Origin of the sequence: Gottfriedia sp. NPDC057991 (assembly GCF_042886615.1) — a bacterium.
GTDB lineage: Bacteria > Bacillota > Bacilli > Bacillales > Bacillaceae_G > Gottfriedia.
Genome location: NZ_JBHVQN010000001.1, coordinates 1,186,807 through 1,212,725, shown reverse-complemented (window position 1 = coordinate 1,212,725; position 25,919 = coordinate 1,186,807). Strand labels below are relative to the sequence as shown.

Below are 25,919 nucleotides of genomic sequence, written 5' to 3'. Positions count from 1 at the left end.
ATACAAAAAAAAAGACTGTTTTCACAGCCTCAATTTATAGAGTATATATCTGCTACCTAATTTTGAAGCCGTTTGTGTTCACACTAAGTTAAAAATTCAATTGAAAATGGTGACAAGTAATATTTAACCTATTTTTAAGATAAAATCTATGAGCATCGTAACGTTGTACCCCTGAATCTAAATGGAATTGTTCACAATTATTTTGTTTTGCTTCCTGGATTAACCAATCCCACAATAGTTGAGCATAGCCTTTTTGTCGATGATTTTCACTTGTTATTAAATCGTCAACATAAAAATATTTTCCCCATGCTAATGATTCTGTCATACGATAACCAGCAACCGCTGTTACTTCTTCATTTTCGATTACGGCCACAAGGTGATAATTATTTGTGTTGATTAATCTGTTAATCGTGTTAACAAATTCATCTTCTCTTAAATGAGGGCGTAATTGACTTACTGTTTGAAACGTTTTCAAAATATCTGAATTACTTTCCATTGTTTTTACTTCTGCCATCTTTATCTCTCCATTCACAAAAAAAGTTCTACTATAAAAATACCATAATTTTCTATCGTTTTTTTATGAATTGATGTTTTTTAATTTTTAGTTTATGGTTCGAAACCTTTTTGACTAATGAAAAGCTGGTCATCTGAAAAATATTTTTTAAACCGTTGATAAACTAATTGATATGCTTCTGGGCCATACCATTCTTCTAAACCTAGATCGGTATATTTTTTTTCAATACCAAGACGTCCTGTTCGTTTCCCTCCACTTCCATCACCCATGAAATAATCATCGATACAGATCCTATGGACAATTTCCGATAACCTTTTTGGGAAATACTCACTACTAGGCAGAATAGGAGCAATTGTAGCTTGGGCTGGAATACCTGCTTCTACAAGTTCTTTTAACGTTTTAAGTCGAGCATTAATAGGAGGAGCAATTGGTGAGAAAGACTTTCTTATTTCATCCAAGTCAGTTTCAATAGTCATACTTACACGAACTTTCTCTTTAAATAACTTTAAAAGATCGATATCTCTTTTTACTAGTGGACTCCGCGTTTGTACAAATAAAAAGTCAGGCTGATTATGAACCATAACTTCTAATAATCTTCTAGTCAATCTTTCTTTAAATTCAATCGGTTGATATGGATCTGTGCTTGATGACATAAAAATGGTCACTTTATCTTTACTTTTAGCCCTTTTCAATTCTTTCTCAAGTATAGTAGGTGCACTTTGTTTAATATCAACCCAACTACCCCATTCTTTTTTCCGAAAAAGTGAAACAGGCATTTGTCTTACATAGCAATATGAACAGGCAAATGCGCAACCAGTATATGGATTTAAAGAGTGAGTATATCCAGATAGAAAACCAGTACCTTTATTAAGAATGGTTTTTGGATTTTTATAAAATATTTCACTTTTCATCCAAACACCTCCTAATTGATAACTTCATCTTTAGATTCTAGATTCAATTTTTAAAAGACTTTTCTTCATATCTAAACCACCACGATAACCAGTTAATGATCCATCCTTTCCAATTACTCGATGACAAGGAATTATGATCAATATTGGATTTGAACCGATTGCTCTCGCGACTGCTCGAACAGATTTTGGCTTATTTAGGTGAATCGCAATGTCGGAATAAGTTTTAGTTTCTCCATAATCAATCGAGCATAGTGCACTCCAGACTGAATTTTGAAAATCAGTACCACGAAAATCAAGTCTACTATTAAAATTAGTCCTCTCGCCCTCTAAAAATTCAATAATCTCTTTTTTATAAGCTTCTAATATTGGCTCATCTTCTTCCATTTCAATTCTAGGAAAGTATATATCCTTAAATAAAAGTAATTCTTGAATGGTTCCACAATGTGAGCCTACAAAACATAGCCCTTTTATTGTTGCAGCAATATGAATCTTCCAGTCTTTATGTTCGATTAAAGTCCAATATAATTTTTCAGTTGAATGCAATTTAAATCATCCTTTGCTACTAATTTCGTCATAGTCTTATTTAAATTCTATTATAGACTTAATTAAGAAAAATGGACTGTTATTAGAATGAAAGAGCAAGAATTTGAAATTATTTTAGAATGAACTGCTAATAGGGAGTCTATCTGTGCAAATAAAATCTGAAAATCGCAATTAAAAATAGCTAAACTGCAATTAAAATTAGAGAATAGCAAATAAAACTAGCAAAACCGCAATTAATTTCTAGAGAATCGCAATTAAAATGAAAAATTACCCATACCAGTTAGGGTATTACGGCATATAGATTGTACGATCGTTAGAACTTTCAAGTGAAAAACTAGTAAATAAGCTCTAAATCTTTCTAGAATGAATAAAAAATTGATAAAATCAGCTAATTACTTGTAAAGAATAAATCAAGTCCATCAATAATGCCCTAATGACTCATACATTCTATTAAACAACAGGCGGGGCCTCTTTATGTCATTTGACCTCACAAATGAAACAGCCCCTCACCCATCGACAAAGTTCCAAAAATGAATTTTATTTCTGCTTCTCAATCATATCCATTACTAATTTTTCAGCTGCATTTTTATATAAATTACTCATATTAACAAAAGAAGTAATTAAGAGCAATTGCTCAATATATTCTTTACTTTCATCATCAATATGCTCAATTTCTTTGTTTACTTTTTCACCAGATTGTTGAAGTTCAGTTTTAAACTTTTCGAGGTTTAGTTCATTTAAATGTAAAAAACTTGAATAAATATCATCAATATTTATTTCATTGTTATCAAGGATTCTTTGATTTAATCCATTTAATGTTTCTTTTATATCATTAATCGAAAGTGCACCTTTTAAATGATAAATTAAACTGATTAAAATGATATGATTTTTTGTGTATTTCTTATTTTTGATTGGGAAAAGCAGTTTAGCTTTAGCGTAATTATTAATCATTGTTTTTGTCATAACTTTTTCATTCGAATTCGGTTTTGCAAATTTATTATCAAATAGTTGGATTACTTGATCCATATATAGATCAAGATTAGGAATATCATCTAATATTATTTTTTTATCTAAATCTAATTGTTCAATTAATTCATTTATCTTTTTCATTTTTCTTCCTCTTTATATGTAATTTACAGTTTAATTTTATCATAAAAAAATTGTTCTTAAAACACTTGACTATATAATGTCGTTGATGATAACTTTATATGTAGTTATCAATACTACATAACATAGTTGGAGGAGATAAACATGGGGAACTTTATGCGTGAGCCTATTAATTCCATGACACATTTAGTTGGAGCTGTATTGTCACTATTTGGGTTAATAGCGATGGTTTTTAAGTCTACTTTTTCTGGTGGAAGTGTTTTACAAACATCTGCGGTTATTGCATTCGGTATAAGTATGATTCTTCTCTATTCAGCTTCAACAACATATCATATGGCAAAAGCCAGTGATAAAATAATCGCTTTTTTAAGACGGATGGATCATTCAATGATATTTGTCTTAATCGCAGGTACATATACTCCTTTTTGTATCATTAGTCTAAAAGGTACATTGGGATGGATCATCTTTTCGATTGTTTCTTTCATTGCATTTAGTGGTGTATTGTTCAAATTGATTTGGTTTAGTTGTCCAAGATGGTTATCTACGACCCTTTATATAGCTTTAGGATGGGTCATTATACTTGCTTCTGCACCTTTATCTGATGCGATTAGTATGAAAGGAATGTTCGCACTGATTTTAGGTGGAATATTCTATACAGTTGGTGGCGTGATTTATGCCGTTAAACCTAAATTCTTATCTTTTAAAAATTGGGGGTTCCATGAAATTTTTCATATTTTTATTATGCTTGGAACACTTTGTCATTTCTTCTGCGTCTATTACTTTGTAATCTAACAAAACAAAAAACCATCCTTAATGGATGGTTTTTTATTATTTTAAGATACCTGTTCCGACAATATTCACTTCAACTTTTGGTTTAATTGTAATTTTAGCATAGTCTTTGTTCCAATCCAGTTTTTTCCACACGTCCGGATGAAATGAAATTAACTGTCTGCCAATTCCGAAAGCATCACAATTTGATTCTTGTACTGTTTTAATGATTTTTTCAGCTTTTTTTGTTAATTGCTTTGAAATTTTTTTGTTTAACATATTAATTTCTTTTTGGGAATCTAATTTATCATGGGGGTACTCAAGTGTATCAACGTCCAGTTTTAGATTTAAATTTACGGTTATTTTATTTTCTTTTGAAATTTTAATTGTCATTTTTGGCTTATTTTTTTTCACTTGAACCGTTATATACCGTTCCCTAATATCTTTTTCTTTCGGTCTAACTTCTACATTAAATCTTGCGTACTTCTTCATTTGATCTTTAAATAAAAGTAACATAGTAGGTTCATCACCTAAAAGATTATACCCTGTATATTTGTGATCGTTAAATAATGCTACCCCAGACATATCGATCAATTTATCATCATCTTTTTTAATTAGCGGCAAAACAATATCTTCACCTGGGTCGAACATAATTGTACAGATTGTTTGAACGTTTTCAATCGGAACCATCGTATGGCTTTCTGCGTTAGTTACTAAATCTAAAAGTTCTTCACTTACAAGAGTTTGCTCCACTTTGCTTAGTTCTAAAATTTCTTCCGCTCGGCCCTTAGTAATAATAACTTTAGCCCCTAATGAACTTCTTGGGTCTCTATATACAATATCGAATAAAGGATAAATATCCTGTTTAGACAATTCATCTCCAAGTAATAAAACTCTTGTTTTATTTGTAGCATAATCACCTGCAACTTTTCGAGTAATTTTTAATCTTGCATCACTTGATGTTTTTCCGGTGGCAGTAATAATGACATTTGTTGTTTTAACTTGAGTCGGATCACTTCCACCTTGGCTATTTGTTTTAATAACTGCAGTTACTTTTAAATTATTATCCTCTGTTAAATCATATCCCGCACTATAAACTAGCTTAGACTCCTTAAGTAATCTTTGATCCCAACAACTTGTTAAAGGTAAAAGACATATTAACGAGATAAGTACTATTTTATACTTCATACAAATTACCAAGTTCTTTCTTTTTTCTAATAAACGAAACAATTAATAAAATTAAAGGTAATACAAAAATAAAAAAATAACTTATAAAAGAAAGCAATGTCCCAAATTTCATTATAAATTCTTCACTTTGTGGTACAAAAATACAGATGATTGCGATAGCAAGTCCTGTAATAATAGTTGTTTTACTATGATTTTTAAATTTTAATAGTTTGCTGATTCCGAAACTTGTTAAATACAAGTAGGTCACAAATGAAGTTAAGATTGGTACTACCCAAATAGAAAGAAAGACAAGATCTAATCTTTCAATCACTTCATATGATAATGATTTTAGTAAATATAAAATTGGCTCAGGTACAATTGCAATTTCAGCTTTGCTAAAACTCATATAACTTGTAATTAAAAAAAATGTATACAAGAGCGTTACAAAACTAATTGAAATCGTTCCAGCTTTTAATATTTTGTTTGGCTTTGCTTTTACATACGGAAATAATACTAACATAAACTCAAATCCCATCATTGAGATTAGCGCATCGTGAGCTCCAAGAATGATGTTTTTAACACCCGCTTGTCCGACTGGAAATAAATATCGATAATTTACATTATTGTAAGAACAAAATTCAAAAAAAATCAAAAATAAAATTAAAATACAAACGAAAGTAAAAAATCGTCCAATAACTTTCAAATTTTCTTTCGCTAAATAAATTCCTGTACCAACGATAAAAATAATTAATACATAAGGTGGCGTAAATGTTAAAATCCATTTTTTAAGAGTTGATATTGTAAGCACTACGACATAAATCGAGACAATAAAGAAAAATAAAATATAAAGATATGAAATAAAAATCCCTATATATTTCCCTACAATTTTCGATGAATATTCGTAAATCGTATCTTTAGGAAATCTCTTACCAAGTAACCACATAATGAGTAAGAGTAAAAACACCCCGATACCAGCAACTATTACAGAAATCCAACCATCATGATCTGCATGTTTATGGACTACATAAGGTAGTGAAAGTAACCCTACACCAATTTGAGATTGAATGATGACGAATGTAAATTGAGATATTGAAAGCATCTTTTCATTTTTCATCATTTTCCCATCCTCTAGAATTATTTTCTCGTTTAAATTTCTTTGGCAAGGGTGCAAATGGTCTTTTTTTCATTTTCCATGATGGCACTCGAACAACAGTATCTTTTAAATCTGATTTTCTTAATGGAGCAAATGGCGCGAAATAAGGTGATCCGAATGATTCAAGTTTACATAGATGGATTAGGATAATACTAAGTCCAAAAACAATTCCTATTAATCCTATCAAAGATGCTGCAAACATTAGTGGAAATCCAAGCAATCGGACAGAGGTACCGATTTCATTATCTGGTACAACAAATGATGCAATTGCTGTAAGGGAAATAACAACAATCATCGTATTTGACACTAAATTTGCCTGTACGACTGCAGTTCCGATTACTAAACCACCTACAACACCAAGTGTTTGTGCAATTGGATTCGGTAATCTTATTGCTGATTCTCTAAGTAATTCTAATGTTATTTGCATCCCAAGGGCTTCAATTAATGGTGGGTATGGAACGTTTTCTAATGAGCTTTTTACATTAAATACTAAGTCAATTGGAATAATTTCAAAGTGAAAAGAAACTAATGCAATATATAATGCTGGTAATGAAATAGAAATTAAAAAACTAACCAATCTTAAAATACGTGCAAACGATGCGACCATCCATCGGCTATTATAGTCATCAGGTGATTGATAAAATGAGAAAAAAGTAATTGGTAATACAAGGGCTGATGGGCTACCATCTGTTAAGATGGCAACCTTTCCTTCCATTAAATTACCAGCTATTCGGTCAGATCTCTCAGTTGTTAATACTTGCGGAAATGGTGAAAATGGGTCATCTTCTATAAATTCCTCAAGATTCCCTGGTGAATATACATAATCAACATTTATATAAGAAAGTCTTCTATGAACTTCCTTAACTAACTCCTCACTTGCAATTGTATCAATATATAAGACTGCTAATCGTGTGTCAGATTCTACACCTATTGATAAAGTTTTAACAACAAGATTAGGACTACTGATTCTTCGTCTTATTTGATTAATATTTGTCAGTATACATTCTACTAATCCGTCGTGGGAGCCCCTGATTGTTTGTTCACTACTAGGCTGTTGAATTGATCTATTTTGAAAAGAAGTAGTTTCTAAAATAAATACATTTTTTTCAAATTCTGTGAAAATGAGCGTGTAGCCTTTTACAATACTGAGAATACATTCATCAAATGAATCCGAATTTTTAACATCATTAATTGATACTGTATTTGGAATCGTATCCTTTGGATTATTAATAATTTGTTGAATGATTTGGACTTCAAGTGCTTCTCTACCTACAATTGTACTAATATAGACAACAACAATCTTTTTATTTTGAAACATTAAATGTCTAACCGTTAAGTCACTCGTATTAATTAATGATTTCTTTACGTACTCTACATTACGATCCAAATCACCACTAATTTCAATTTTTGAATTCTGATTACTTTGGGTATGTTTATTTGAACGCATTATGCATTTCACCTAATTTCCAAACTCATACAATAAATTAGATTTATTTTGTGTTAAATTAGGGTTATTATTCATTTCGTAATTCCAGTATTTGTAAAACTGTTAACATTTGAATAAAAAAAGGCGAACCTATAAGTCAACATGTTGACTTATAGGTCGCCTTTTTATTGTATCCAATTATTCATTTACTCTTTTTTTCCAAATTCCAAGCATGATCGCTGTAATGATTGAGCCAATTAATATTGCTAGTAAATACAATATCGGTTTATTTACTAACGGAATAACAAATATTCCACCATGCGGTGCAGGTAATGTAATACCAAATGCCATTGCAAGTCCACCTGCGATTGAAGAACCTACAACAGAACTTACAATTACCCTTACTGGGTCTGCAGCAGCAAATGGTATCGCTCCTTCTGTTATAAAAGAAATCCCCATAACATAGTTTGTAATACCTGATTTACGTTCCATTTCAGTAAACTTTGATTTGAAAAGTGTAGTAGCTAAAGCAATACCTAATGGAGGTACCATACCACCTGCCATTACCGCAGCATGTGGCGCAAAATTATTTGCTGCAATTGCTGCTATACCAAATGTGAATGCAGCTTTATTTATAGGTCCACCCATATCTACTGCCATCATTCCACCAAGAATGATTCCTAATAATATAGCGTTTCCACCACTTAAACTACTTAACCAATGTGTTAAAGCTGAATTTAAATAAGTTACAGGAGGATTTACGACTACTTCCATTAAAATACCAGTAATTAATAATCCAAATACAGGATATAATAGAACCGGCTTAATACCTTCTAATGAATTAGGTAACTTAGAAAATACTTTCTTTAGTCCAAGTACAACATAACCAGCTAAGAAACCGGCAATTAAACCACCTAAGAATCCCGCGCCAGCACTTGAAGCTAAAAATCCACCAACTACCCCTGGTACAAATCCAGGTCGATCTGCAATCGAACTTGCAATAAAACCGGCTAATATCGGAACTAAATAACTAAAAGCACCAGTTCCTCCAATTTTCATTAGTAATTCAGCCACTGGGCCTTTTGTATGAATTCCTCCGAAAGCAAATGCTAACGCAATTAAAATTCCTCCACCTACTACAAAAGGTAACATATTACTAACACCATTCATTAAGTGCTTGTATATACCAGATCCTTGATTAGTTGAAGAACTTCCTCCACCATTATTATTAGCATGAAAAATTGGTGCGTCTTGTTTAACAGCTCTTTCAAGTAATTCTTTTGACTTACGAATTCCATCTGCTACTGGTACTTGGATGACATGTTTTCCATCAAAACGATTTACTTCTACTTGTTTATCCGCTGCTACGATAATAGCTGCTGCTCTACTAATCTCGTCTTTTGTTAATTCATTTTTTATCCCTGTTGAACCATTTGTTTCAACTTTTAAATCAATATTTAATTCTTTTGCTTTTGCTTTTAAAGCATCTGCCGCCATATAAGTATGAGCGATACCTGTTGGACATGCAGTTACTGCAAGGACTAGTGAACGTGAAGAATCTTCTATAACTGTTTCTTCATTTTCATCATTTAACGATTTTTCTTTTTGATCGATTAATTGAATAATTTCATTTGCGTCTTTTGCACTTAATAAAGAGCCACGAAATTCTTCATCCATTAATAATGAAGATAATCTAGATAATGTTTCTAAATGCGCATTATTTGCTCCCTCACTAGCTGCAATCATAAAAAATAAATGAGCCGGTTGACCATCAAGTGATTCATAATCAATCCCATCTTTTGATCGACCAAATGCAATTGCAGGAGTCTTAACCGCTGCTGTCTTAGCATGTGGAATTGCAATCCCTTCCCCAATTCCTGTTGTACTTTGACCTTCACGTGTTAAAATCGCTTCTTTGAACTGTTGTTTATCATTTAATTTCCCTGCATGATTTAAAACTTGTATTAATTCATCAATTACTGACATTTTTGATGATGAATTCAAATCAATGAGAACTGTATCTATTTTTAATAATTCTGTGATTCTCATAATTCGCCCCCCTTAATCCTTTACAATCTTTACTTGATTAAGTAATTCTTCAATTTTCTCTCTTTTTGTTAAATCCTCTGAAAAAGCGGTAGCACTACCTGATGCTACACCTACTTTAAATGCTGTTTCAATATTATTTGTTTTAACATAAGTACCTACAAAACCAGCCACAAGTGAATCCCCTGCACCGACTGAATTAATTACTTCTCCCTTTGGAACATTTGAAACATAAACGGAAGACTCATTAATTAGAATCGCTCCATCACCTGCAAACGATATTCCTACATTTTGAGCACCCATTTCAACTAACTTTTTACCGTACGGGATTGCTTGTTCAATTGACGTAATTTTGACATCAAATAAGTCACCTAATTCATGATGATTTGGCTTGATAAAAAATGGGCGATGTTTAACCACATCTAATAGTACTTTTCCACTTGCATCTACAATGATATGAATCCCATTTTCTTGTCCCCACAATGTCAATTGTTCATATAAATCAGATGGTAATGTATTAGGGATATTCCCAGCTAATACAACATAATCACCTTTTTTAATTTGTTTTAGTTTATAAAAAAATTGATCTAGTTTTTCCTCAGAAATTGCAGGGCCTTGACCGTTAATTTCAGTTTCCAATTGAGATTTTAATTTTATGTTAATTCTAGAATCGCCTTCCACTTGAACAAAGTCAGATGTAACTCTTTCATTTTCCAAGACATTTTTAATAAAATCTCCAGTAAACCCTCCGACAAAACCAAGTGCTATGCTTTCAACATCCAATCTTTTTAAAACTCTAGAAACATTAATTCCTTTACCGCCAGGAAATTTATTTTCCCTTTTCATTCGATTAATTTTTCCTAACCCTATATCGTCTACTTCAACGATGTAATCGATTGAAGGATTAAGTGTTACTGTATAAATCATGATTTCACTACCTTTATCAAAGATGTTTTTTCCTCAAATTGTTTGGCTAGTACATCATCTATTTCGTCCGTTAATATAATCGCATCTTCAATTTCACCAATCTTTGCAAAACTTGTTTCGCCAAATTTACTATAATCAGCTATTATAAATACTTTCTCTGAAATAGAGATGGCTGTTTTCTTTACAAACGCCTCTTCAGGATCTGGCGTAGTATAGCCAAATTGAGGATGGATTCCGTTCGCTCCAATAAAACATTTATCAAACCGATAATTCTTTAAACTCTCAGAAGCCATACTTCCAATCAACGCTTTTGTATGCCCTTTCATTTTTCCACCTATAAGATATGCGGACACTTCATTTTCGAAAAGAGCTTCAACATGCATTAATCCATTCGTAACGACTGTTACATCTAATCCCTTTAATAACGGAATCATTTCGAATGTAGTACTACCAGCATCTAAATATATACAATCGCCTTCATTTATTTGAGTTACTGCAAGACCGGCGATTAACTTTTTACTTTGAACGTTTTTGGATGTTTTTTCAGTCATACTTAATTCAGTGGCTTTGCTATTGATTGAAGCTGCTCCACCATGAACTCTTTTTAATAGATTAAGTGACTCAAGCTCTACTAAATCACGACGGATTGTCGACTCAGAAGTATTTGTAGCCTCTACGATATCCCTTAATTTCACAATACCCATTCTTTTGATCATATCTATAATGAATTGTTGTCTTTCCGGAGTTAACATAGAATTCATCCTTTCATTAAACCAAGTATAAGACACGAAAAATAAAAAATCAATCATTTTCTTCCAAAAACGTTCAAAAACATCCTATATCATTCGAAACCGGTCAAAACCATTCAAATTTGTAAAAATTTACACCGTACATTAAACTAAAAATAAGAATTTACATTTGTTTTTTATAGTATTTCTTATGCTTACTCATAATATTTATCTAAATAAGTTGTACTCAATTTTTAGATTCATAGAGTTGGTAAATGAGTTTTGGTTTATAATTATTAAATTTGAAATGGGGAATATCTTTTGAAAGAGAATATCCAAATTCGTGAAGAACTTATGGAAGTTATTGATTCTTTAACAGATGAACAGTTAAATAAGAAGGTAAATAATGAAAAATGGTCCATTATGCAAGTTCTTGAACATTTATACTTAATGGAATCTAAATTAGTAAAGCTGATGACATGTACATTTAATGAAGCACCTAGTGAAGTTATACAAGATAAGCCAATTCATCTAGCAACTGATCGTACTAAAAAAGTAACCTCTCCACCTCATTTTGAGCCAACTGATCAATTCATTACAAAAATGGAAATGACTGAAAAATTGAATCAATCTAGAAAATCTTTATTTCATTTTGTTGAACTAACAAAAGGGCAAAATTTAGAAGAAAAAGGCATGCCACATCCATTATTCGGGCAAATCAATTTAAATCAGTGGATCCCTTTTATTGGTATACATGAAAAACGTCATATTGAACAAATTAGAGAATTAAAAAACGAATTATTAATTAAATAAACAGATTATAGATACTTTGAAATTGATTATAGGCATTCGATTTCCTTTTATTTTGTACAAATTGTTTTTTGATTATATTGTTTTTTGTTAAAATCTATAATGGTATTACTTAATATCTCTCAACAATATAAAAAAGAGCTTACAACGCGTAAGCTCTTTTTTATATAGAAGAAATTGTCTCTAATTCCTTTTTATAAAGACTTAGTATTTGATCTTTATGTACTTCTAACTGATTTGACACTTGAGAAATCGAATAGCCGATAAATAATGGAGATACAACAAACCTTGGAATTATTTTACAAATAATTTTCCCCTTCCATTTATAAAAGAATAAATTATAGCTTTGAAGTCCCTTATAGAAATGGTTAAGTAAATAATGCGTAACATTTTGTAAGTAGACGGACATTTGTGGAATAAATTTCTGGTCATCAATTAGAATATTGAATTCTCTAAATCCCATAATTGGATGAATAGATATATTTAATTCATATCCATGACCCGACGAAATGGTAATCCCCTCGAAATACACATCTATTACCTTTTTATTGTAATCAATATTTTTTAATCCAACAATTTGCATATGTGGATGACTGAGTGTTCCCCCTGATAATGGGCCATGATTTTTATATAAAATAACAGATTTGAATTCTCCTGTCGATTCCATTTCATCCCATTTATCAATTGCAAAAGCTAATAATTCACTCAGATGTGTTAAAGAATATTTTGAAGGATCTCCTTCACAATCATCACTTTCAATAATAACAGTTTGAAAAGTATCTTCTAATGTTGGAAATTTATTTTTCAAATAAATAATCGAGCCTGATGTATCGAAAATATCAGTTAAATTTTCTCGATCGCAGAATGGACATTTAACTTCTTTATTTTTAATACTATCAGGTTTTTTAACGCCAATATCCATTTTAAATTGTAAGACCTCATTTTGAATATCCATCACGGTTTCCCCTTTAAATAAATTGAAAAAACAATACTTCTAAATTATTATGCCTATCTAATCTCCTCTTTGAAAATACAATCATTTTTTAGTTAGTACATTTAAATCCAAATTAGAAAATGTGATTTTTTAAATCTTGAAAATTTGCTGTCACATTTCAACCAATTTCATCAACTTCAGCAATATGTATTTTCTATTAATTAAAATAATAATAAACGATACGATTGATTATCAATTAAAACGCTCATAAATATCCATTCAATTTTTAGATTTAACAATTCACATAAATGAAATTCTATTTTTACCCAAAAATACTTGAAGTTAATTATTATATTCTTATAAACCAAAATCTCATCTTAAATAAGATCAAATTAAATTTAGTGTTTTAAAATAGTATCTTTTTTAATTAATTTCAAATACTAAATACGATATTCAGTTGAATATCAAAGATATCCTAAATTATCTTAGAGGTGAATCAAATATGACAATAAAAAATCATTTAGATCCTCATTCTCAAAAATTTTACCACAATTGGACTAGACCTAAACATGCTAAATCACAAGTCAATGGACATACTATGGAGTCTCAAAACACGATCATTTTAAAAAGCAATGCAAAGGCACATAGATGGTAAAAAAGGATAATTAAGGAGCAGGAAGACATTTAGATGTCTTCCTTTCTTTTAACAAATTAAAAACTAGCCACGACAATTGCCACGGCTAGTAAAACACTCATTATTTATTTGTACCATGTTGTTTAGTAGGTAATTTTTCGTTTGGTGTTCCATTACCTTGATGTTCTTTATTTTTTTGGTCTTTTCTTTGTCTTTCATGTAATTTTTCGACAAACTCATGTGTATCTTCCATTTAGATACCTCCTTAGTAAAGAATCTAAGTGTTACTTTAACCAATTAGGTAGGAAAAAATTCATAAAAAAATATCCCTCGAAATTACATAAGAATTCTTGTCAAATCTAGAACAGACCTTATAATCAATATTGTTTGAGCAATCCCAAATAGGAATCCTGTTATGAAACGTAAAAAATTATTACTTTCTCTCCATTTCCATTTTTGTGTATACCCGTCAATTAATAACGGAGTCATTAAAATCGGGATGTACCACCAAAATAGAAATGATGAGATCATAAATAGAAATGGAAGAAACAAATAACCCACAAGTATGGCAGTACATCTTGCACAAAGTGGAAAAGTATAAGAGCCTATATGAAATGACCTTTCTTGCTTACGATGACATGGAATCCAATTTAAAATCAAAATTAATCCCCCTATTAGCTTGGACAATCTGGGCTACAATCACAATCAGGTGCACAATCCGGTGTGCAATCAGGAATGTGATGATGACAATCAGGGATGTCACAATCTGGTATGAAACCAAAATCACCGCAATCACACCAATCGATTGCCCTTCTTTTCGTTCTTCTCCGCTCATAGTAAATAATCATAATAATTCCAAAAACGATACTTGCACTAATCAATATTAGCCCTTTTACTAAAAAACCTTTTACAATTAAAACGATTCCTAGGATAAGAAGAATAAAAAAACCGCTGATTAAGAAAAAGACCAACTTTATCACTCTTTCTTAAAAATAATGAAAGACTAACCTAAAGTTAGTCTTGTGCTTAGTCACAAACATAAACTTAAAAATCTGTCTATTTTGAACGTTGAGTCGCTGCACCAATTAAAATAAAGATGGCTGATAGAATATGCATAATCATACCTAATATTGGAATCCATGCAAGACAAGAAGTTACAATTCCAAAAATATTTCCACTAGCAGAGACACCAGCTTTTTTTGCTAACACGAGCGTAATAATATGGAGGATTAAAGCTATAAATAATGGCGTATAACCAAAGCCAATAACGATCGAACCACCTAAAACAGGTATACCTAGTAATGCTTCAAAACCACCCGAAATCCATTTCATATTTTTAACGTTAGATTTCATAAAATCTCCTTTTCAAACATATAAATGTTAATTTTTTCTAATAAATACTATTGTATTCTATAAATTCTTATACGGATAGTTTTTATTATAAATTCCATTTAAATTCAGTCTAAAGAATGAGAATTTCCAACTGTGTAAAATTAAAAAGTAAGAGACAAAAACTGTCTCTTACTTTTTAATTAGTTATATTGTTGCAAAAATGCGCTAACCGATTTTGCAATTGATTGCGCATCTTTAAGTTGCTCATTTTTAAAGCTAAGTGATGTTTTCTTTTCATCTAATCCTAATGATTCTTGTAGTAAACCTGCTAAACCACGATGGGAACCAGCTTTATCCACTGCTACCATCATAAACAGACCATCTTTATTCGGTTCAATCATACATTCAATTTCATCAAATCGCCATTCTCTTTTAGAGCTTGGAACAAACTCCCACTCTTGATAGAATCGACCATTTTGAGCTTCTACCTCAACCTGGCGTAAACGGAAGCCAAGAATTGTAAATGCTTCTACAAAGTTTGCTAACTCTTCATGTGCATGAACCTTTAAAAAATCAGTATCTGTAGGGTCTATACTTAAATCTATATCTAAATCAGTCTCAATCCAAACTTGGCCATGTCTTATTGTAATCGGTGTGTAAAATGGCAGTTGGAACGAAAAAGGAATAACTTGTTGTTCATGCGCATCAATTTTCATTTTGCCGGATACACGTTCTTCATGTAATTGGATTTTAACGTTTACCTCATCGTCTCCACTTTTCTTTTTAGCATAAGATTTTAACTTAAGCCCAATATGATTAATTTCTTGTGCAACTGAACCACCCTTAATTTCAACTACACCTTCAACATTTTTTCCTGGATATAAATCTCTTGTATGAATAATTGTATTTACCGTAGCTGCTCCAATTCCTAGTCTAGCTAGTACTTTTTTAAACATCAGATCCCCTCCAAAAAATTACTACATTTCCATTATATAGTAGATTACCAGTCTTGAATAATCCTAATTCAGTATTTATTCCCATTCTATTACATTATGAATAAAAGAAATAATTATATTACTAGTAAAGTAAAATTAGTAGACAAGTTATTAATAGGATAAGCATATTTTAAAATATGAAATTAAATTTTGGAGGTGTCTTATGCACTTTATTTTTATTAAGAAAAAATGGTTATTAATTTGCTTTCTCCTTGTTGTCATTGGATTAAGTGGTTGGTATTACTTAACACCAAATTCAGTTCAAACTGCAGTAGAACAGCAGCACGTAAAAACAATAGATATCGATATGATTACAGCCGAATTTAGTACAAAGCTAGATGATGGAACGGAAATTGAAGCCTATAGATGGGATCCAGGTACGATCGTTATTGAAAAAAACCAAAAAGTTAATTTAAAAATTCATGGAATAAACGGAAAAGAACATAATTTTCATATCGAAGGAACGAATATCACGGGTGTAGTGGCCAAAGGTAAAACTACTGAAGTACCTTTATTCTTTAAAAAAGAAGGTACATACCGATTAATTTGTGATACTCATTCACATGACGGAGCACCAATGATTGGTTATATTGTTGTAGATTAATTATTTAATAGTAGAAGTAGGGAAACAAAACTGTCCTAAATGGACAACCAATTAATTGGTTGGCATGAAAAAAGATAGTAAAAATAGTCTAATTTGCTAAATTTACTATCTTTTTTCTTATTCATCTTTATCTAATTGATACTTTACGTTCATTTTTACCTTTTTTCAAAGTAATTTGTTTACTCCAAGTACCTTCCATTGGGAGTTCTAAGCTCACTTCATATATACCTTTATTTATTTTCTTCATACTCGCTTCAACATGATGATTCATACTTTTCATTTCCATTTTAAAATTAACCGAATCCACATCGACTTCTTTTCCATCTGAATTTACTAAATTAACTTGATACACATGTATTTGGTCTTTATTTGTTAATTTTTTTTCGTTAATTGATAATTGAATTTGATTTAAAAAAGGGCTCGATTTAATTTCAGCCTTCTTTCCACAGCCAGAACATACTAGTAAAATACATAACATGGTTATGAATATGTATAGTAATTTCTTCATTAACATCACTCCTTTTCAGATAAAATCCTCACCCATACTTTACTTAAAAAGGTTAAATTAAATTTGTGATAAAAATGTAAAAGCATAAATTAAAATAAATTTATTCTTATCTCATTCATACATTTAAGCTTATTAAACATATAATTGAACGTTATAACTCAACATCAATGGTTCCAACATAGGGAGGAGTTTAACTTAATGTTTTTAGAATGGGCTAGCATTGTATTAACTGTTCTACTTTCATCATATGTCATCCTAATCGCAAATAGAAAAAAAGAAAAACTTTCTTGTACAGTCGGAAAAATGATCAGTATGACAAATTCAATGATGACAAGTGTCACCGTGGGTACAATCTTTGGTATTTTTTTTCGGAATACTGATTTAACGATCCCTACAATTTTTTCAATGACTGCAGGCATATTAATAGGATACTTAACAGGTAAACCTTTATCATTAATGGCTGTATTAGAAGGTATAACTGCGGGAATTATGGGTGGAATGATGGGAGCAATGCTTGGCATTATGCTACAGGAAACTTATTTAAACATATTAATCTATTTTATAGACGTTGTTTTTGTATTAGTTACAATCCTATTAATTAAAGTGATTGATCAAGAAGTCAGCAAATTCAATAAAACTGAAAAATCTTTTCAATCAATTTGATCATTAAAATGGCCTACCTATTTTAAATTAGGTAGGCTATCATATTTTAGTAAAAACATTAAATACGATCTAAATGAGTTATATCGCAAAGTACTTTAAATTCCAACTCTTTATCTTCACCAAAATTAATAATCGTTAAACTTGTTCCGTGGACATAAGGTAGATCCCATAATTTTTCATTTGGTGATTGCTTTAAATGAGCTACAATAGTTGCCAATACAACTGCATGTGTAACGATTAATATATTTCCTTCTTCATTTGAATTTAAAATATTTTGGATTACATTGCCTACTCTTTCTCTTAAGTCTAGTAAACTCTCACCTTGATGTGGAATATGGTCGTATAAATGAGGTGTTTTAAAAAGCGACTCGAATTCATTTTCAAAGCACTCATTAATTTCTTTTTTCGTTTTACCTTCCCAATCCCCAAAATTAATCTCTTTTAAATCATCTTCTTTAATAATTGGAATGGAGGAATTATTTTTTAAAATATTTGCAGTTGTTACTGCACGTTTACTCGAACTAGTATATATTTTACTAAAACTCACTTTTGCTAATTTTTTACTTAATAATTTAGCATCACTAATTCCACTAGCAGTAAGTTCGGAATCTTTTGAGCCTTGTAATCGATTTTCGATATTCCACACCGTTTCACCGTGTCTTGTTAAATAAATTGTTAACAACTTCAGTCCTCCAGCTCTCATAAATTATTCCTTAACTTGTTTTTCTTCTCTTCGTTCATATAATATACCTGCGATTAAGGCAAGTAAAACATTTGTTATTAACAATGGGCTAAACCCAGAACCACAAACTAATGATAGAAATAACGCAATAATAACGAAAAGGATTGGTAAATTCATTTTGTATTCTCCTTAAATAGAAAGTTAATAATTTTTATATACAAATATTACTAATTTATATAAAAAATATTTTACCATAAATTAACAATTTTTTTACAATTCAAAAAAATAAAAAAAACGTTCATTTGAATCGCTTTGTAATGATTTTTTATTGATTAATACTAAATTTCTTGTTTTGCTTCAAATCGATTAATCAATTCTTCTTGCTCCTAGACATTTCCATTGTATCTGAACGATTCTCGTTTTGATGACTCTGTTGTCATTTTTAATAAACCTATTCACTTAAAACAATATGTTTAGGGTTTTCATATGTTCCAATTGGTGAAGTTGAAGTAAGAAATTCTTGATGACTTTCCACAAATAATTCTCCTAATTGTTCCCTATTTTCTTTTGCTTTCAGATGAAGCTCAGATTCCCTGATCATAATTTCAATCTGCTCATACTGTTCGAGACTTTCATATTGCCAAATCGCTTCAATTTTATCATTCGATTCGTTTACCCACCTGCCAATTAATATAGCGCCATGCTTAATTTGATTCGGGTATAAATAAAGATGAAAAAAATCATTAAATTGTTTTAATTTATCTGGATTTATTTTATAAGACTTCTTTCTATAGATCATTTTTATTTCCCACTCCATAAAGTGAATTTAGACAAGCGCTTTTTTGTAAATTGTTTTACTTCCTTTAAAAACAGTTCCTTCTCTTCTAAAAATGGATAATGATTACTTTCTTTTAAAATGACTAATTTTGAATTATTAATTCCTTCAGCCATTTCTTCTGAATATTCGATTGGACATTGTACATCATGTTTGCCACAAATGATTAAAGTTGAACAGCTTATTAATGCTAACTTTTTTGTTACATCGTAAATTTGATATTCACTGTTAAAATAATTTAGTCGAATTGCAGACATTTTTTTAGAGATTGGTAAATTAAAATAGTCATGATATCGCTCAGGCTTATGTAAAGATAACTTTGTCCGTTCAATTGATAGGGCTTCTCTTTCTTCTTTAGACAATGCAGTACCTTTTAGTTTTTCAATTAATTCTTGCATGTTATTATATTGAGGATGAGTTCTGTTATAAATACAGTTTTTTGAAAATGTTGCATAATCTCTTGCAGCAGCCCCAACTATAATATTATGATTTAAAGAATTTGAAAAATAGATCCCATAAACGATTCCAAGCATTCCACCGGTAGAATGACCAGCAAAATTCCAGGATGAATAACCTAATGTCTTCCTAATTTCTTCTAAATCAAAAATTGTTTCTAACATACTTAATTCATAAGGAAAATGTGCTTTTTCAGAATTACCCGTTTCTCTTAAGTTTATTAAATATACTTTAAATAATTTAGTAAATGAATTTGCAAAATAATCTCCTGTATCATTAAATTCAGAGTAATTATGTGTAACACATAATGGATCTCCTTCACCTTTACTAAATACTTCAAATATACCTCGTTTCGTATTAATCAGTCTTCGTTCCCATTTCTCCATAGCGTAAAAACCCCTACTTTTTGACATACCCTACAATTTCTTGAAAATAGATACTAATTCCCATCATTTTAAAAATTGTTCACTTATTATTCATAATTTATTAAGACTTAAAATTCAGTTATCTCTGAACAATGTAATACCAAACTTCTTCTTCTCCAAAGTAGTTACCAGTCGGATTAAATCCGGATTGCTTGTATAAATTCATAGCTAATTTATTATCTTTATGAACTGTTAATCGAATCTCATTGCATTGCTGAAATTTATTTACAATCCATTTTATCATTTCAGCAAATGCTAATTTACCGTAACCTTTACCCTGAAACTGTTTATCAATTAAAAACCCATTTATCCAATAACTATTTGTTGTATGTTCTTCATAAGCATGCATAATAAATCCAACCATTTTCTGATCATCATAAATTGCAAATGGGATATATTCCACATTTTCGCCATCTGGTTTTATATATACTTTTGCAATGGATACTGCAACCGAAGGAACAAAATTCAATTGTTCTCTATCTACTTCAAGTTTTAAAGCTTCTTCCCAATTTTCTCTTGTTACGATTTCTAAATGAATAGTCATCGTTAGCCTCCCTTTAACCTTAAATTTTAATCTCTTATATCTTATCACTTTCTTTACTAAATTCAGAAATTTCCGACATTACGGTAAATGAAATTTTTAATCAAAAGCGAATATTTTTTAGTCTTTAGGTAATAACAACCTTGAAAAGCAATTTTTCATATTAACTAACTAATTTTTTTAGCTAGTAAATTTAACAAATATGAAAGGAAAATATTATGAAAAAAATTGTTATTATTCTCTCTATCTTATTTGCATTTGCTTTTGGTTCCTTAGCAGGAATTGGTTTTAGTAAAGCTGAATTTGCAAGAAGCACACAAGAACATAATGTTATGTCTACTAATTGGTTTCAATCCTCTGCGGAAAACAAGGCTTTGCAAATTCAAATTTATAATCAGGCAAAAGAAGAACTTGCAGAAACAATGGTAAAAAAGAAAGCAAGTGATAAATTAAATAATAAAGCAAAACCAGCCGCAGTTGTTTTAGACATTGATGAAACAATTCTAGATAATTCCCCAGATACAGCTTGGTCTATTAAAAATAATACTTCCTACCCACAAGGTTGGGATGAATGGATTCATATGGCTAAAGCTGAATTAATCCCTGGTGCAAAAGATTTCTTGTTAGCAGCGAAAAAAATGAATGTTGATGTTTTTTATCTTACAAATCGTCCTGAAAAAACAAAAGAAGATACAATTAAAAATATGAAATTACATGGATTACCGAATGTTGATTCAAAACATTTATATTTTAAAACAGATACAGCTCAAAAAGGGCCAAGACAAGCAGAGATTGCAAAAACTCATGAAATTGTTATGTTAATAGGCGATAATTCAAACGATTTATCAGATATTTTTTATAAAGCTGATTTGAAAACTCGAAAAGATCATGTCGATAAAATTGCAAAGGATCTAGGTATAAAGTATATCCAATTACCAAATCCGATGTATGGAGATTGGGAAGATGCGATCTATCATTACAAAATGTCAAAAACTGCTGATGAAAAAGCAGTCGATCGATATAAGATTTTACAACCAATGAAATAGATAGCTTCTAAGGTTAGATGAGTTAGTTTTACTTATCTGACCTTTTTATTTTATAAGTTGATTTGAAAGAAATGGCCATCTAATTAGCATCCCTTGAATATATTCTGTAAGTTATTAGCAATATTCAAGTTAAATTTCTTCATTATAAAGGTTTAAATCCTTCCACCCTTCAAATGCATTTCTAAATATGCTCGATATATTTTCATCTTTACTAATTAGTAAATTATAGGATGAGTCCCAAAATACTATTTCAAATAAAGCCTTAGGATGTTGAGTTTTCGGATTCGGTACCCAAAAACTTGGGTTACCATCTGCAAATGGAATGATTTCTAAATTACTTAGTTCAATCTTTTCATTTTTAGGGAAAGCTGAAAATACACCCCAAGATAAACCAAAATATTCATGTTCAGTAAACTTTGAAATGTTTTTATGTGGTATCCAATATATTTCTAAAATGTCATCGTCACTATTTTTTATTCGATAGTTCCCAATAGTTTCACTAAATTCTTCAAAATAAAAATCTGTATCAGTTATTAGCCAGTTATATTCATCTTGAAGTCCACCTAGTGCTTGAAAAACTTCAAATGGAGAATAAAACACCTCTGTTATTGTATTCATTTATTTCCCTCGTATAGTATGTTTAATTAGCTTTTTCCTGTTTGTATTTATGCAAGTTTAAGTCATCAAAACTGAATATCCGATTTTAGTTAACTTTACTAAATCTATAACATTTGATTTGCGATATTTATGACATATTGTTTATTCTTTTCAGTGTTTCCAATAGTTGAAACATAAGTAAGTTCATAATAAATACCTGTTTTATTAAAAACAAGCGTATTTTCTTCTGGATCGACATCTTCTTTATTGTTATCAAGTTTATAAGAAACACCTAAAGTAGAATTTCCTGTATAAGTTCCACGTACCCCACCCTTCAATTCAACAATTTCATTCGATTCATTTTCTTCTACTTCAAGTTCAGGTTTATAATTATGAACAGTAACGATGATTATATATAGGGTTGACTTGTCAATATGAGAAAGACTATATTGTACATCTAATTTCTTTCCTTTATGATTGATATCTAATATTGATAATGTTTCAATAGGATTGAATTTAAGTGGTAAATTTTTAGGAATCTTCAATTTAAAAGGAAGTGCCTTTAATCCTTCTTCGATCGAAGAGGATTCATAAGTAACAGGTAATATTTTTCGTTGTTCTTTTGTAAGTTCTGGTTGTTCAAACTTTTTTAATTTTGAAGTATCTAGCAATGTATTTTTTTCATTTTCACAACCAAATGGTATTAATAGTGACGTTAGACCAATTAATAGTATTTTTTTCATTTCATGCTCCATGAGATAAGTTTAATAGGATAATATTTTCATATTATAAAATTATATCATTTCTTGTTTTAATTAACTCAACCATCTCCACCTTATTATCAATACTAAGGTTTTCAACACATGAAAATCGACAAAATTCCCGAATTACTACAATTAACATGCTCTAAAATTAATTTTCAAAATTTTCTTTAAACCTTGGTCTAATAGCTTTGATTTAAGCAGGAAAATGACAACACAATGAGGAATTTATTCTAAAAACAAATTTTTTGTCTACGGGTATTGTAGCCTTGATTCAAAAAATCTAAATTTCAGGTTTTTCTTTTATACAAAAATGATTTGCGAAATTTGTTAAATCAATGAGCTCACCAATTTTTCCTAGGATTTGTATTTATGAAATATACAAGGAGATGTGACAAAATGTTAGAAGAAGGAAATTTAAAGAAAACCGAACAAACCATTTTTAATCATACTGGTCCGTTTATCAAAACAATTGATCGAGAGATTGAGATTCTAACTCGGAAAGAGGAACCATTAGTTGTCTTACTTGATAATGTATTAAGTGATGAAGAATGTGATGAGCTAATTAACCATGCAAAATTGCGCATGAAACGATCAAAAATAGGTTTATCTCGTGAGGAAAATGAGATGCGAACAAGTAGTGGTATGTTTTTTGAGGAAAGTGAAACGGAACTTATCAAACGTATTGAAAAACGATTCGAAACGATCATGAATATTCCAATCGAACATGCAGAACCATTACAAGTTCTTCATTACGAGCCGGGACAGCAGTATAAACCGCATTTCGATTACTTTTCCAATCACCGGACAAATAATAATAGGATAAGTACACTCATTCTCTATTTAAATGATGTGGAAGAAGGCGGCGAAACGATTTTTCCTACACTTAATTATTCTGTTGCAGCCAAAAAAGGCACTGGTTTATACTTTGAATATTTTTATCAGGACGAAGCCATCAATGAACTAACCATTCATGCAGGTAGCCCAGTTATTAGCGGAGAAAAATGGGTTGCCACTCAGTGGATGAGACGACAACGTATTCGATAATATTAAACGAAATAAATAGATTATTTAATATAATATTTTGCATATTTAGGACCGTATATTTCAGATAATTCTAATAATATTTGGTCCTATTTTATGTAAGGTGTTTTGCTTTTTCCTTTTTTACTTCCTCATGAACACTCTATGAGGTACTAAACCCCTATTTTTTCCTTTTTTACCTTACTCATGAACACCCCATAAGTTACTAAAAATCATATTTTCCCTAATTCCCTGACTCATAAACCCTCAACGAAATCCACCATCAAAAAAAACGCAAGGTAACAATCTTGCGTTTCACAATTTAATAGTTTATTCAACTTCCTTCAAAAAGCTTGCAACCACTCGTATATACTCTTTTGGCTCTTCTATGTACGGCATATGTGCACTTTGCTCAAATACGTGGAATTTTCCATTAGGCGTTAGCTCGCTGAAATATTCTGTTGATTTAGGTGTTGCTTCATCATATCGACCGCAAGTATACAATGTAGGGACTTTGATGTCTTTTAATTTTGAAGTGCAGTCAAAATCCTTTAAGTTTCCTGTTACATGAAACTCGGATGGCCCCCACATAATATTGTAAACTTCTGGATTTCTGTAATGTTTTCCTTTTTTTAGGAATTCTGGATATGGGTCTAATCTGCAAACAAAATGGTTGTTAAATACAGCGTTAGCATTTTTGTATTCCTCTGAGTCTGTTGTTCCATTTTCCTCGCACTTTAATAATGTTTCTTGTACATCAAGCGGGAGTAGTTTTCGATTTCGATCCTGATCCTCAGCCCATAACGGAGCGCTTAAACAAGGACTTGAAAAGACTATACTCTTCACTCCAACTGGTCTCGATAAATAATAAGCTGCAGCAAGTGTTGTTCCCCACGAATGACCGAGTATGTGAAACTCATCAAGCGAAAGCGCCTTTTTGATTTGCGCTAATTCCTCAACAAATCTATCAATATTCCACAAAGTTGTATCTGTTGGACGGTCTGACTTTCCACAGCCTAACTGATCATAAAAAATAACTGGACGATCTTCCGCTAATACTTGTAAACCTTGCATGGAATAATGAGAGGAACCAGGTCCTCCATGTAAAACAACAACAGGGATTTTAGATGAATTCTTATTATGAACTTGATACCACACCTTACCGCCTGTTACTTCAATAAAACCCTCAATCACATTCATTTATTTCTCTCCTTTTCATTCAATAACAGTATATTAATTAGGAAAAATAACCATCCATCTCAAACATTGGTTTTTTTGATGATATAAGCAAGTACTAAAGGAATCATTGGAAGAAATGCAACCAACTTAATCCAACTCTTAAGCGCCACCAAAATATAGTGTTGGTAGTATTAATGCAACTCCGCTCAGTATTAATGTTTTCCAGGATTTTTTCCATAGACCCCAAGCTAAAAGAATGAATCCAGAACTAATTAACAACCAAAAGATTAACCCTACCCAATAGAATCCAGCATATTCCATTAATTCACACCCTAGTCAGTTTTATGTATTATGGAAATTTTATTTAGCGATCCTTCATATAAAAAATAAACGATCGGTATTCTTTATTTATTATGTATGCTTAGATAATTTCTATATTTATCTGAATTTTACCACATTTTCATTTTAAATAAAAAACATTATGAATTCATTCCATAATCGTAATAATCTAGTTAATTTAATCTCCAACTCCAATCTTCATTTTAAAATAAGTCAGGTATTTTTACTTAAACAGCCTTCATCAAAGAAGTTGCGAATAGTCATG

General features: G+C 30.7%; 33 protein-coding genes. 7 read left to right on the top strand and 26 right to left on the bottom strand.

Translation table 11 applies throughout. The annotated features are described in order from the left end of the window. Positions 1–88 precede the first annotated feature (88 nt). From ACFVR2_RS06180 to ACFVR2_RS06165, 4 genes are all read right to left on the bottom strand, one after another. Positions 89–514: a GNAT family N-acetyltransferase gene (locus tag ACFVR2_RS06180; RefSeq protein ID WP_387359840.1), complete on the bottom strand. Its 426-nt coding sequence runs from the start codon at positions 512–514 to the stop codon at positions 89–91. Between the two features lie 92 nt (positions 515–606). After that, a complete protein-coding gene (locus tag ACFVR2_RS06175; protein ID WP_387359838.1) occupies positions 607–1,425 on the bottom strand; it encodes an SPL family radical SAM protein in 819 nt (272 codons plus the stop codon). Between the two features lie 30 nt (positions 1,426–1,455). After that, entirely contained in the window at positions 1,456–1,968 is a 513-nt protein-coding gene (locus ACFVR2_RS06170) for a methylated-DNA--[protein]-cysteine S-methyltransferase (RefSeq protein ID WP_387359836.1), read from the bottom strand. A gap of 537 nt (positions 1,969–2,505) precedes the next feature. Continuing rightward, on the bottom strand, positions 2,506–3,078 hold the full coding sequence (locus tag ACFVR2_RS06165) for a DUF1836 domain-containing protein (protein WP_387359834.1): 573 nt from the start codon (positions 3,076–3,078) through the stop codon (positions 2,506–2,508). A 141-nt stretch (positions 3,079–3,219) separates the two neighbouring features. On the opposite strand from ACFVR2_RS06165, the gene trhA reads away from it, so the two are divergent. Continuing rightward, positions 3,220–3,867 carry a PAQR family membrane homeostasis protein TrhA gene (gene trhA, locus ACFVR2_RS06160; RefSeq protein ID WP_387359832.1) on the top strand — a complete coding sequence of 216 codons (648 nt, stop codon included), beginning with the start codon at positions 3,220–3,222 and terminating at the stop codon, positions 3,865–3,867. 36 nt (positions 3,868–3,903) lie between these two features. Here trhA and ACFVR2_RS06155 read toward each other — a convergent pair whose 3' ends face one another. The 6 genes from ACFVR2_RS06155 to ACFVR2_RS06130 all read right to left on the bottom strand — a co-directional run bounded on the left by ACFVR2_RS06155 (position 3,904) and on the right by ACFVR2_RS06130 (position 11,314). Next, entirely contained in the window at positions 3,904–5,031 is a 1,128-nt protein-coding gene (locus ACFVR2_RS06155; protein ID WP_387359830.1) for a Ger(x)C family spore germination protein, read from the bottom strand. Next, positions 5,021–6,124: a GerAB/ArcD/ProY family transporter gene (locus ACFVR2_RS06150; protein ID WP_387359828.1), complete on the bottom strand. Its 1,104-nt coding sequence runs from the start codon at positions 6,122–6,124 to the stop codon at positions 5,021–5,023. Before ACFVR2_RS06150 ends, ACFVR2_RS06155 begins: the two co-directional genes overlap by 11 nt. Continuing rightward, positions 6,114–7,610 carry a spore germination protein gene (locus tag ACFVR2_RS06145; protein ID WP_387359826.1) on the bottom strand — a complete coding sequence of 499 codons (1,497 nt, stop codon included), beginning with the start codon at positions 7,608–7,610 and terminating at the stop codon, positions 6,114–6,116. Before ACFVR2_RS06145 ends, ACFVR2_RS06150 begins: the two co-directional genes overlap by 11 nt. A 177-nt stretch (positions 7,611–7,787) precedes the next feature. After that, positions 7,788–9,638: a PTS fructose transporter subunit IIABC gene (locus ACFVR2_RS06140; RefSeq protein ID WP_387359824.1), complete on the bottom strand. Its 1,851-nt coding sequence runs from the start codon at positions 9,636–9,638 to the stop codon at positions 7,788–7,790. 12 nt (positions 9,639–9,650) lie between these two features. Beyond that, complete coding sequence (gene pfkB, locus ACFVR2_RS06135) at positions 9,651–10,562, bottom strand: 1-phosphofructokinase (protein ID WP_387359822.1); 912 nt, start codon at positions 10,560–10,562, stop codon at positions 9,651–9,653. Beyond that, positions 10,559–11,314: a DeoR/GlpR family DNA-binding transcription regulator gene (locus ACFVR2_RS06130; protein ID WP_335412706.1), complete on the bottom strand. Its 756-nt coding sequence runs from the start codon at positions 11,312–11,314 to the stop codon at positions 10,559–10,561. Before ACFVR2_RS06130 ends, pfkB begins: the two co-directional genes overlap by 4 nt. A 297-nt stretch (positions 11,315–11,611) precedes the next feature. Here ACFVR2_RS06130 and ACFVR2_RS06125 point away from each other — a divergent pair, with 297 nt between their 5' ends. Then, positions 11,612–12,103: a DinB family protein gene (locus tag ACFVR2_RS06125; RefSeq protein WP_387359818.1), complete on the top strand. Its 492-nt coding sequence runs from the start codon at positions 11,612–11,614 to the stop codon at positions 12,101–12,103. Positions 12,104–12,263: 160 nt separating this feature from the next. Here ACFVR2_RS06125 and ACFVR2_RS06120 read toward each other — a convergent pair whose 3' ends face one another. Then, entirely contained in the window at positions 12,264–13,049 is a 786-nt protein-coding gene (locus tag ACFVR2_RS06120) for a DUF4931 domain-containing protein (protein ID WP_483867293.1), read from the bottom strand. A 487-nt stretch (positions 13,050–13,536) separates the two neighbouring features. Here ACFVR2_RS06120 and ACFVR2_RS06115 point away from each other — a divergent pair, with 487 nt between their 5' ends. Continuing rightward, a complete protein-coding gene (locus ACFVR2_RS06115; RefSeq protein WP_387359814.1) occupies positions 13,537–13,689 on the top strand; it encodes a YpzG family protein in 153 nt (50 codons plus the stop codon). A gap of 100 nt (positions 13,690–13,789) precedes the next feature. Here the strand turns inward: ACFVR2_RS06115 and ACFVR2_RS06110 are convergent, their stop codons facing one another. The 5 genes from ACFVR2_RS06110 to ACFVR2_RS06090 all read right to left on the bottom strand — a co-directional run bounded on the left by ACFVR2_RS06110 (position 13,790) and on the right by ACFVR2_RS06090 (position 15,956). After that, a complete protein-coding gene (locus ACFVR2_RS06110) occupies positions 13,790–13,921 on the bottom strand; it encodes a DUF4023 domain-containing protein (RefSeq protein ID WP_098862313.1) in 132 nt (43 codons plus the stop codon). Between the two features lie 83 nt (positions 13,922–14,004). Next, entirely contained in the window at positions 14,005–14,328 is a 324-nt protein-coding gene (locus ACFVR2_RS06105; RefSeq protein WP_387359812.1) for a DUF2085 domain-containing protein, read from the bottom strand. Positions 14,329–14,342: 14 nt separating this feature from the next. Beyond that, the gene (locus tag ACFVR2_RS06100; protein WP_387359810.1) at positions 14,343–14,639 is read right to left on the bottom strand and encodes a hypothetical protein; all 297 of its coding nucleotides are present in this window, start codon (positions 14,637–14,639) and stop codon (positions 14,343–14,345) included. Positions 14,640–14,724: 85 nt separating this feature from the next. Next, positions 14,725–15,021, bottom strand: coding sequence for a hypothetical protein (locus ACFVR2_RS06095; RefSeq protein ID WP_387359808.1), 297 nt, complete (start codon positions 15,019–15,021; stop codon positions 14,725–14,727). 179 nt (positions 15,022–15,200) lie between these two features. Next, on the bottom strand, positions 15,201–15,956 hold the full coding sequence (locus ACFVR2_RS06090) for a sporulation protein (protein ID WP_387359806.1): 756 nt from the start codon (positions 15,954–15,956) through the stop codon (positions 15,201–15,203). A 202-nt stretch (positions 15,957–16,158) separates the two neighbouring features. Between ACFVR2_RS06090 and ACFVR2_RS06085 the strand changes: the two genes are divergently transcribed. Continuing rightward, entirely contained in the window at positions 16,159–16,599 is a 441-nt protein-coding gene (locus ACFVR2_RS06085) for a cupredoxin domain-containing protein (RefSeq protein WP_387359804.1), read from the top strand. A 127-nt stretch (positions 16,600–16,726) separates the two neighbouring features. On the opposite strand, the gene ACFVR2_RS06080 is transcribed toward ACFVR2_RS06085, so the two are convergent. After that, entirely contained in the window at positions 16,727–17,107 is a 381-nt protein-coding gene (locus ACFVR2_RS06080; protein WP_387359802.1) for a FixH family protein, read from the bottom strand. 198 nt (positions 17,108–17,305) lie between these two features. On the opposite strand from ACFVR2_RS06080, the gene ACFVR2_RS06075 reads away from it, so the two are divergent. Further along, positions 17,306–17,770, top strand: coding sequence for a hypothetical protein (locus ACFVR2_RS06075; RefSeq protein ID WP_387359800.1), 465 nt, complete (start codon positions 17,306–17,308; stop codon positions 17,768–17,770). A 58-nt stretch (positions 17,771–17,828) separates the two neighbouring features. Here ACFVR2_RS06075 and ACFVR2_RS06070 read toward each other — a convergent pair whose 3' ends face one another. The 5 genes from ACFVR2_RS06070 to ACFVR2_RS06050 form a co-directional block, all read right to left on the bottom strand. Beyond that, positions 17,829–18,452 carry a histidine phosphatase family protein gene (locus tag ACFVR2_RS06070; RefSeq protein ID WP_387359798.1) on the bottom strand — a complete coding sequence of 208 codons (624 nt, stop codon included), beginning with the start codon at positions 18,450–18,452 and terminating at the stop codon, positions 17,829–17,831. Between the two features lie 24 nt (positions 18,453–18,476). Continuing rightward, positions 18,477–18,629 (bottom strand): hypothetical protein, encoded by a 153-nt coding sequence (locus ACFVR2_RS06065; protein WP_387359796.1) that lies wholly within the window; start codon positions 18,627–18,629, stop codon positions 18,477–18,479. A gap of 274 nt (positions 18,630–18,903) precedes the next feature. Beyond that, positions 18,904–19,251 carry an NIPSNAP family protein gene (locus ACFVR2_RS06060; RefSeq protein WP_387359794.1) on the bottom strand — a complete coding sequence of 116 codons (348 nt, stop codon included), beginning with the start codon at positions 19,249–19,251 and terminating at the stop codon, positions 18,904–18,906. A gap of 2 nt (positions 19,252–19,253) precedes the next feature. Beyond that, entirely contained in the window at positions 19,254–20,129 is an 876-nt protein-coding gene (locus tag ACFVR2_RS06055; protein ID WP_387359792.1) for an alpha/beta fold hydrolase, read from the bottom strand. A gap of 118 nt (positions 20,130–20,247) precedes the next feature. Continuing rightward, positions 20,248–20,712 (bottom strand): GNAT family N-acetyltransferase, encoded by a 465-nt coding sequence (locus tag ACFVR2_RS06050; RefSeq protein ID WP_387359790.1) that lies wholly within the window; start codon positions 20,710–20,712, stop codon positions 20,248–20,250. A gap of 215 nt (positions 20,713–20,927) precedes the next feature. Here ACFVR2_RS06050 and ACFVR2_RS06045 point away from each other — a divergent pair, with 215 nt between their 5' ends. After that, positions 20,928–21,755: a 5'-nucleotidase, lipoprotein e(P4) family gene (locus tag ACFVR2_RS06045; protein ID WP_387359788.1), complete on the top strand. Its 828-nt coding sequence runs from the start codon at positions 20,928–20,930 to the stop codon at positions 21,753–21,755. Between the two features lie 129 nt (positions 21,756–21,884). Here the strand turns inward: ACFVR2_RS06045 and ACFVR2_RS06040 are convergent, their stop codons facing one another. Both ACFVR2_RS06040 and ACFVR2_RS06035 read right to left on the bottom strand, forming a co-directional pair. Further along, the gene (locus tag ACFVR2_RS06040) at positions 21,885–22,373 is read right to left on the bottom strand and encodes a hypothetical protein (protein ID WP_387359786.1); all 489 of its coding nucleotides are present in this window, start codon (positions 22,371–22,373) and stop codon (positions 21,885–21,887) included. 104 nt (positions 22,374–22,477) lie between these two features. Next, positions 22,478–23,095, bottom strand: coding sequence for a hypothetical protein (locus ACFVR2_RS06035; protein WP_387359784.1), 618 nt, complete (start codon positions 23,093–23,095; stop codon positions 22,478–22,480). A gap of 417 nt (positions 23,096–23,512) precedes the next feature. Between ACFVR2_RS06035 and ACFVR2_RS06030 the strand changes: the two genes are divergently transcribed. Continuing rightward, positions 23,513–24,160: a 2OG-Fe(II) oxygenase gene (locus ACFVR2_RS06030; RefSeq protein WP_387359782.1), complete on the top strand. Its 648-nt coding sequence runs from the start codon at positions 23,513–23,515 to the stop codon at positions 24,158–24,160. A gap of 306 nt (positions 24,161–24,466) precedes the next feature. Here the strand turns inward: ACFVR2_RS06030 and ACFVR2_RS06025 are convergent, their stop codons facing one another. Both ACFVR2_RS06025 and ACFVR2_RS06020 read right to left on the bottom strand, forming a co-directional pair. Continuing rightward, complete coding sequence (locus ACFVR2_RS06025) at positions 24,467–25,336, bottom strand: proline iminopeptidase-family hydrolase (RefSeq protein WP_387359780.1); 870 nt, start codon at positions 25,334–25,336, stop codon at positions 24,467–24,469. Between the two features lie 138 nt (positions 25,337–25,474). Continuing rightward, positions 25,475–25,636, bottom strand: coding sequence for a hypothetical protein (locus ACFVR2_RS06020; RefSeq protein WP_387359778.1), 162 nt, complete (start codon positions 25,634–25,636; stop codon positions 25,475–25,477). Between the last annotated feature and the right edge of the window lie 283 nt (positions 25,637–25,919).

Excerpts from the sequence above, each read along its gene's own strand:
- ACFVR2_RS06180 (WP_387359840.1), bottom strand. The coding sequence starts at position 514 with ATGGCAGAAGTAAAAACAATGGAAAGTAATTCAGATATTTTGAAAACG.
- ACFVR2_RS06175 (WP_387359838.1), bottom strand. The coding sequence starts at position 1,425 with ATGAAAAGTGAAATATTTTATAAAAATCCAAAAACCATTCTTAATAAA.
- ACFVR2_RS06165 (WP_387359834.1), bottom strand. The coding sequence starts at position 3,078 with ATGAAAAAGATAAATGAATTAATTGAACAATTAGATTTAGATAAAAAA.
- trhA (WP_387359832.1), top strand. The coding sequence starts at position 3,220 with ATGGGGAACTTTATGCGTGAGCCTATTAATTCCATGACACATTTAGTT.
- ACFVR2_RS06155 (WP_387359830.1), bottom strand. The coding sequence starts at position 5,031 with ATGAAGTATAAAATAGTACTTATCTCGTTAATATGTCTTTTACCTTTA.
- ACFVR2_RS06150 (WP_387359828.1), bottom strand. The coding sequence starts at position 6,124 with ATGAAAAATGAAAAGATGCTTTCAATATCTCAATTTACATTCGTCATC.
- ACFVR2_RS06145 (WP_387359826.1), bottom strand. The coding sequence starts at position 7,610 with ATGCGTTCAAATAAACATACCCAAAGTAATCAGAATTCAAAAATTGAA.
- ACFVR2_RS06140 (WP_387359824.1), bottom strand. The coding sequence starts at position 9,638 with ATGAGAATCACAGAATTATTAAAAATAGATACAGTTCTCATTGATTTG.
- pfkB (WP_387359822.1), bottom strand. The coding sequence starts at position 10,562 with ATGATTTATACAGTAACACTTAATCCTTCAATCGATTACATCGTTGAA.
- ACFVR2_RS06130 (WP_335412706.1), bottom strand. The coding sequence starts at position 11,314 with ATGTTAACTCCGGAAAGACAACAATTCATTATAGATATGATCAAAAGA.
- ACFVR2_RS06115 (WP_387359814.1), top strand. The coding sequence starts at position 13,537 with ATGACAATAAAAAATCATTTAGATCCTCATTCTCAAAAATTTTACCAC.
- ACFVR2_RS06110 (WP_098862313.1), bottom strand. The coding sequence starts at position 13,921 with ATGGAAGATACACATGAGTTTGTCGAAAAATTACATGAAAGACAAAGA.
- ACFVR2_RS06095 (WP_387359808.1), bottom strand. The coding sequence starts at position 15,021 with ATGAAATCTAACGTTAAAAATATGAAATGGATTTCGGGTGGTTTTGAA.
- ACFVR2_RS06090 (WP_387359806.1), bottom strand. The coding sequence starts at position 15,956 with ATGTTTAAAAAAGTACTAGCTAGACTAGGAATTGGAGCAGCTACGGTA.
- ACFVR2_RS06085 (WP_387359804.1), top strand. The coding sequence starts at position 16,159 with ATGCACTTTATTTTTATTAAGAAAAAATGGTTATTAATTTGCTTTCTC.
- ACFVR2_RS06080 (WP_387359802.1), bottom strand. The coding sequence starts at position 17,107 with ATGAAGAAATTACTATACATATTCATAACCATGTTATGTATTTTACTA.
- ACFVR2_RS06075 (WP_387359800.1), top strand. The coding sequence starts at position 17,306 with ATGTTTTTAGAATGGGCTAGCATTGTATTAACTGTTCTACTTTCATCA.
- ACFVR2_RS06065 (WP_387359796.1), bottom strand. The coding sequence starts at position 18,629 with ATGAATTTACCAATCCTTTTCGTTATTATTGCGTTATTTCTATCATTA.
- ACFVR2_RS06060 (WP_387359794.1), bottom strand. The coding sequence starts at position 19,251 with ATGATCTATAGAAAGAAGTCTTATAAAATAAATCCAGATAAATTAAAA.
- ACFVR2_RS06055 (WP_387359792.1), bottom strand. The coding sequence starts at position 20,129 with ATGGAGAAATGGGAACGAAGACTGATTAATACGAAACGAGGTATATTT.
- ACFVR2_RS06050 (WP_387359790.1), bottom strand. The coding sequence starts at position 20,712 with ATGACTATTCATTTAGAAATCGTAACAAGAGAAAATTGGGAAGAAGCT.
- ACFVR2_RS06045 (WP_387359788.1), top strand. The coding sequence starts at position 20,928 with ATGAAAAAAATTGTTATTATTCTCTCTATCTTATTTGCATTTGCTTTT.
- ACFVR2_RS06040 (WP_387359786.1), bottom strand. The coding sequence starts at position 22,373 with ATGAATACAATAACAGAGGTGTTTTATTCTCCATTTGAAGTTTTTCAA.
- ACFVR2_RS06035 (WP_387359784.1), bottom strand. The coding sequence starts at position 23,095 with ATGAAAAAAATACTATTAATTGGTCTAACGTCACTATTAATACCATTT.
- ACFVR2_RS06030 (WP_387359782.1), top strand. The coding sequence starts at position 23,513 with ATGTTAGAAGAAGGAAATTTAAAGAAAACCGAACAAACCATTTTTAAT.
- ACFVR2_RS06025 (WP_387359780.1), bottom strand. The coding sequence starts at position 25,336 with ATGAATGTGATTGAGGGTTTTATTGAAGTAACAGGCGGTAAGGTGTGG.
- ACFVR2_RS06020 (WP_387359778.1), bottom strand. The coding sequence starts at position 25,636 with ATGGAATATGCTGGATTCTATTGGGTAGGGTTAATCTTTTGGTTGTTA.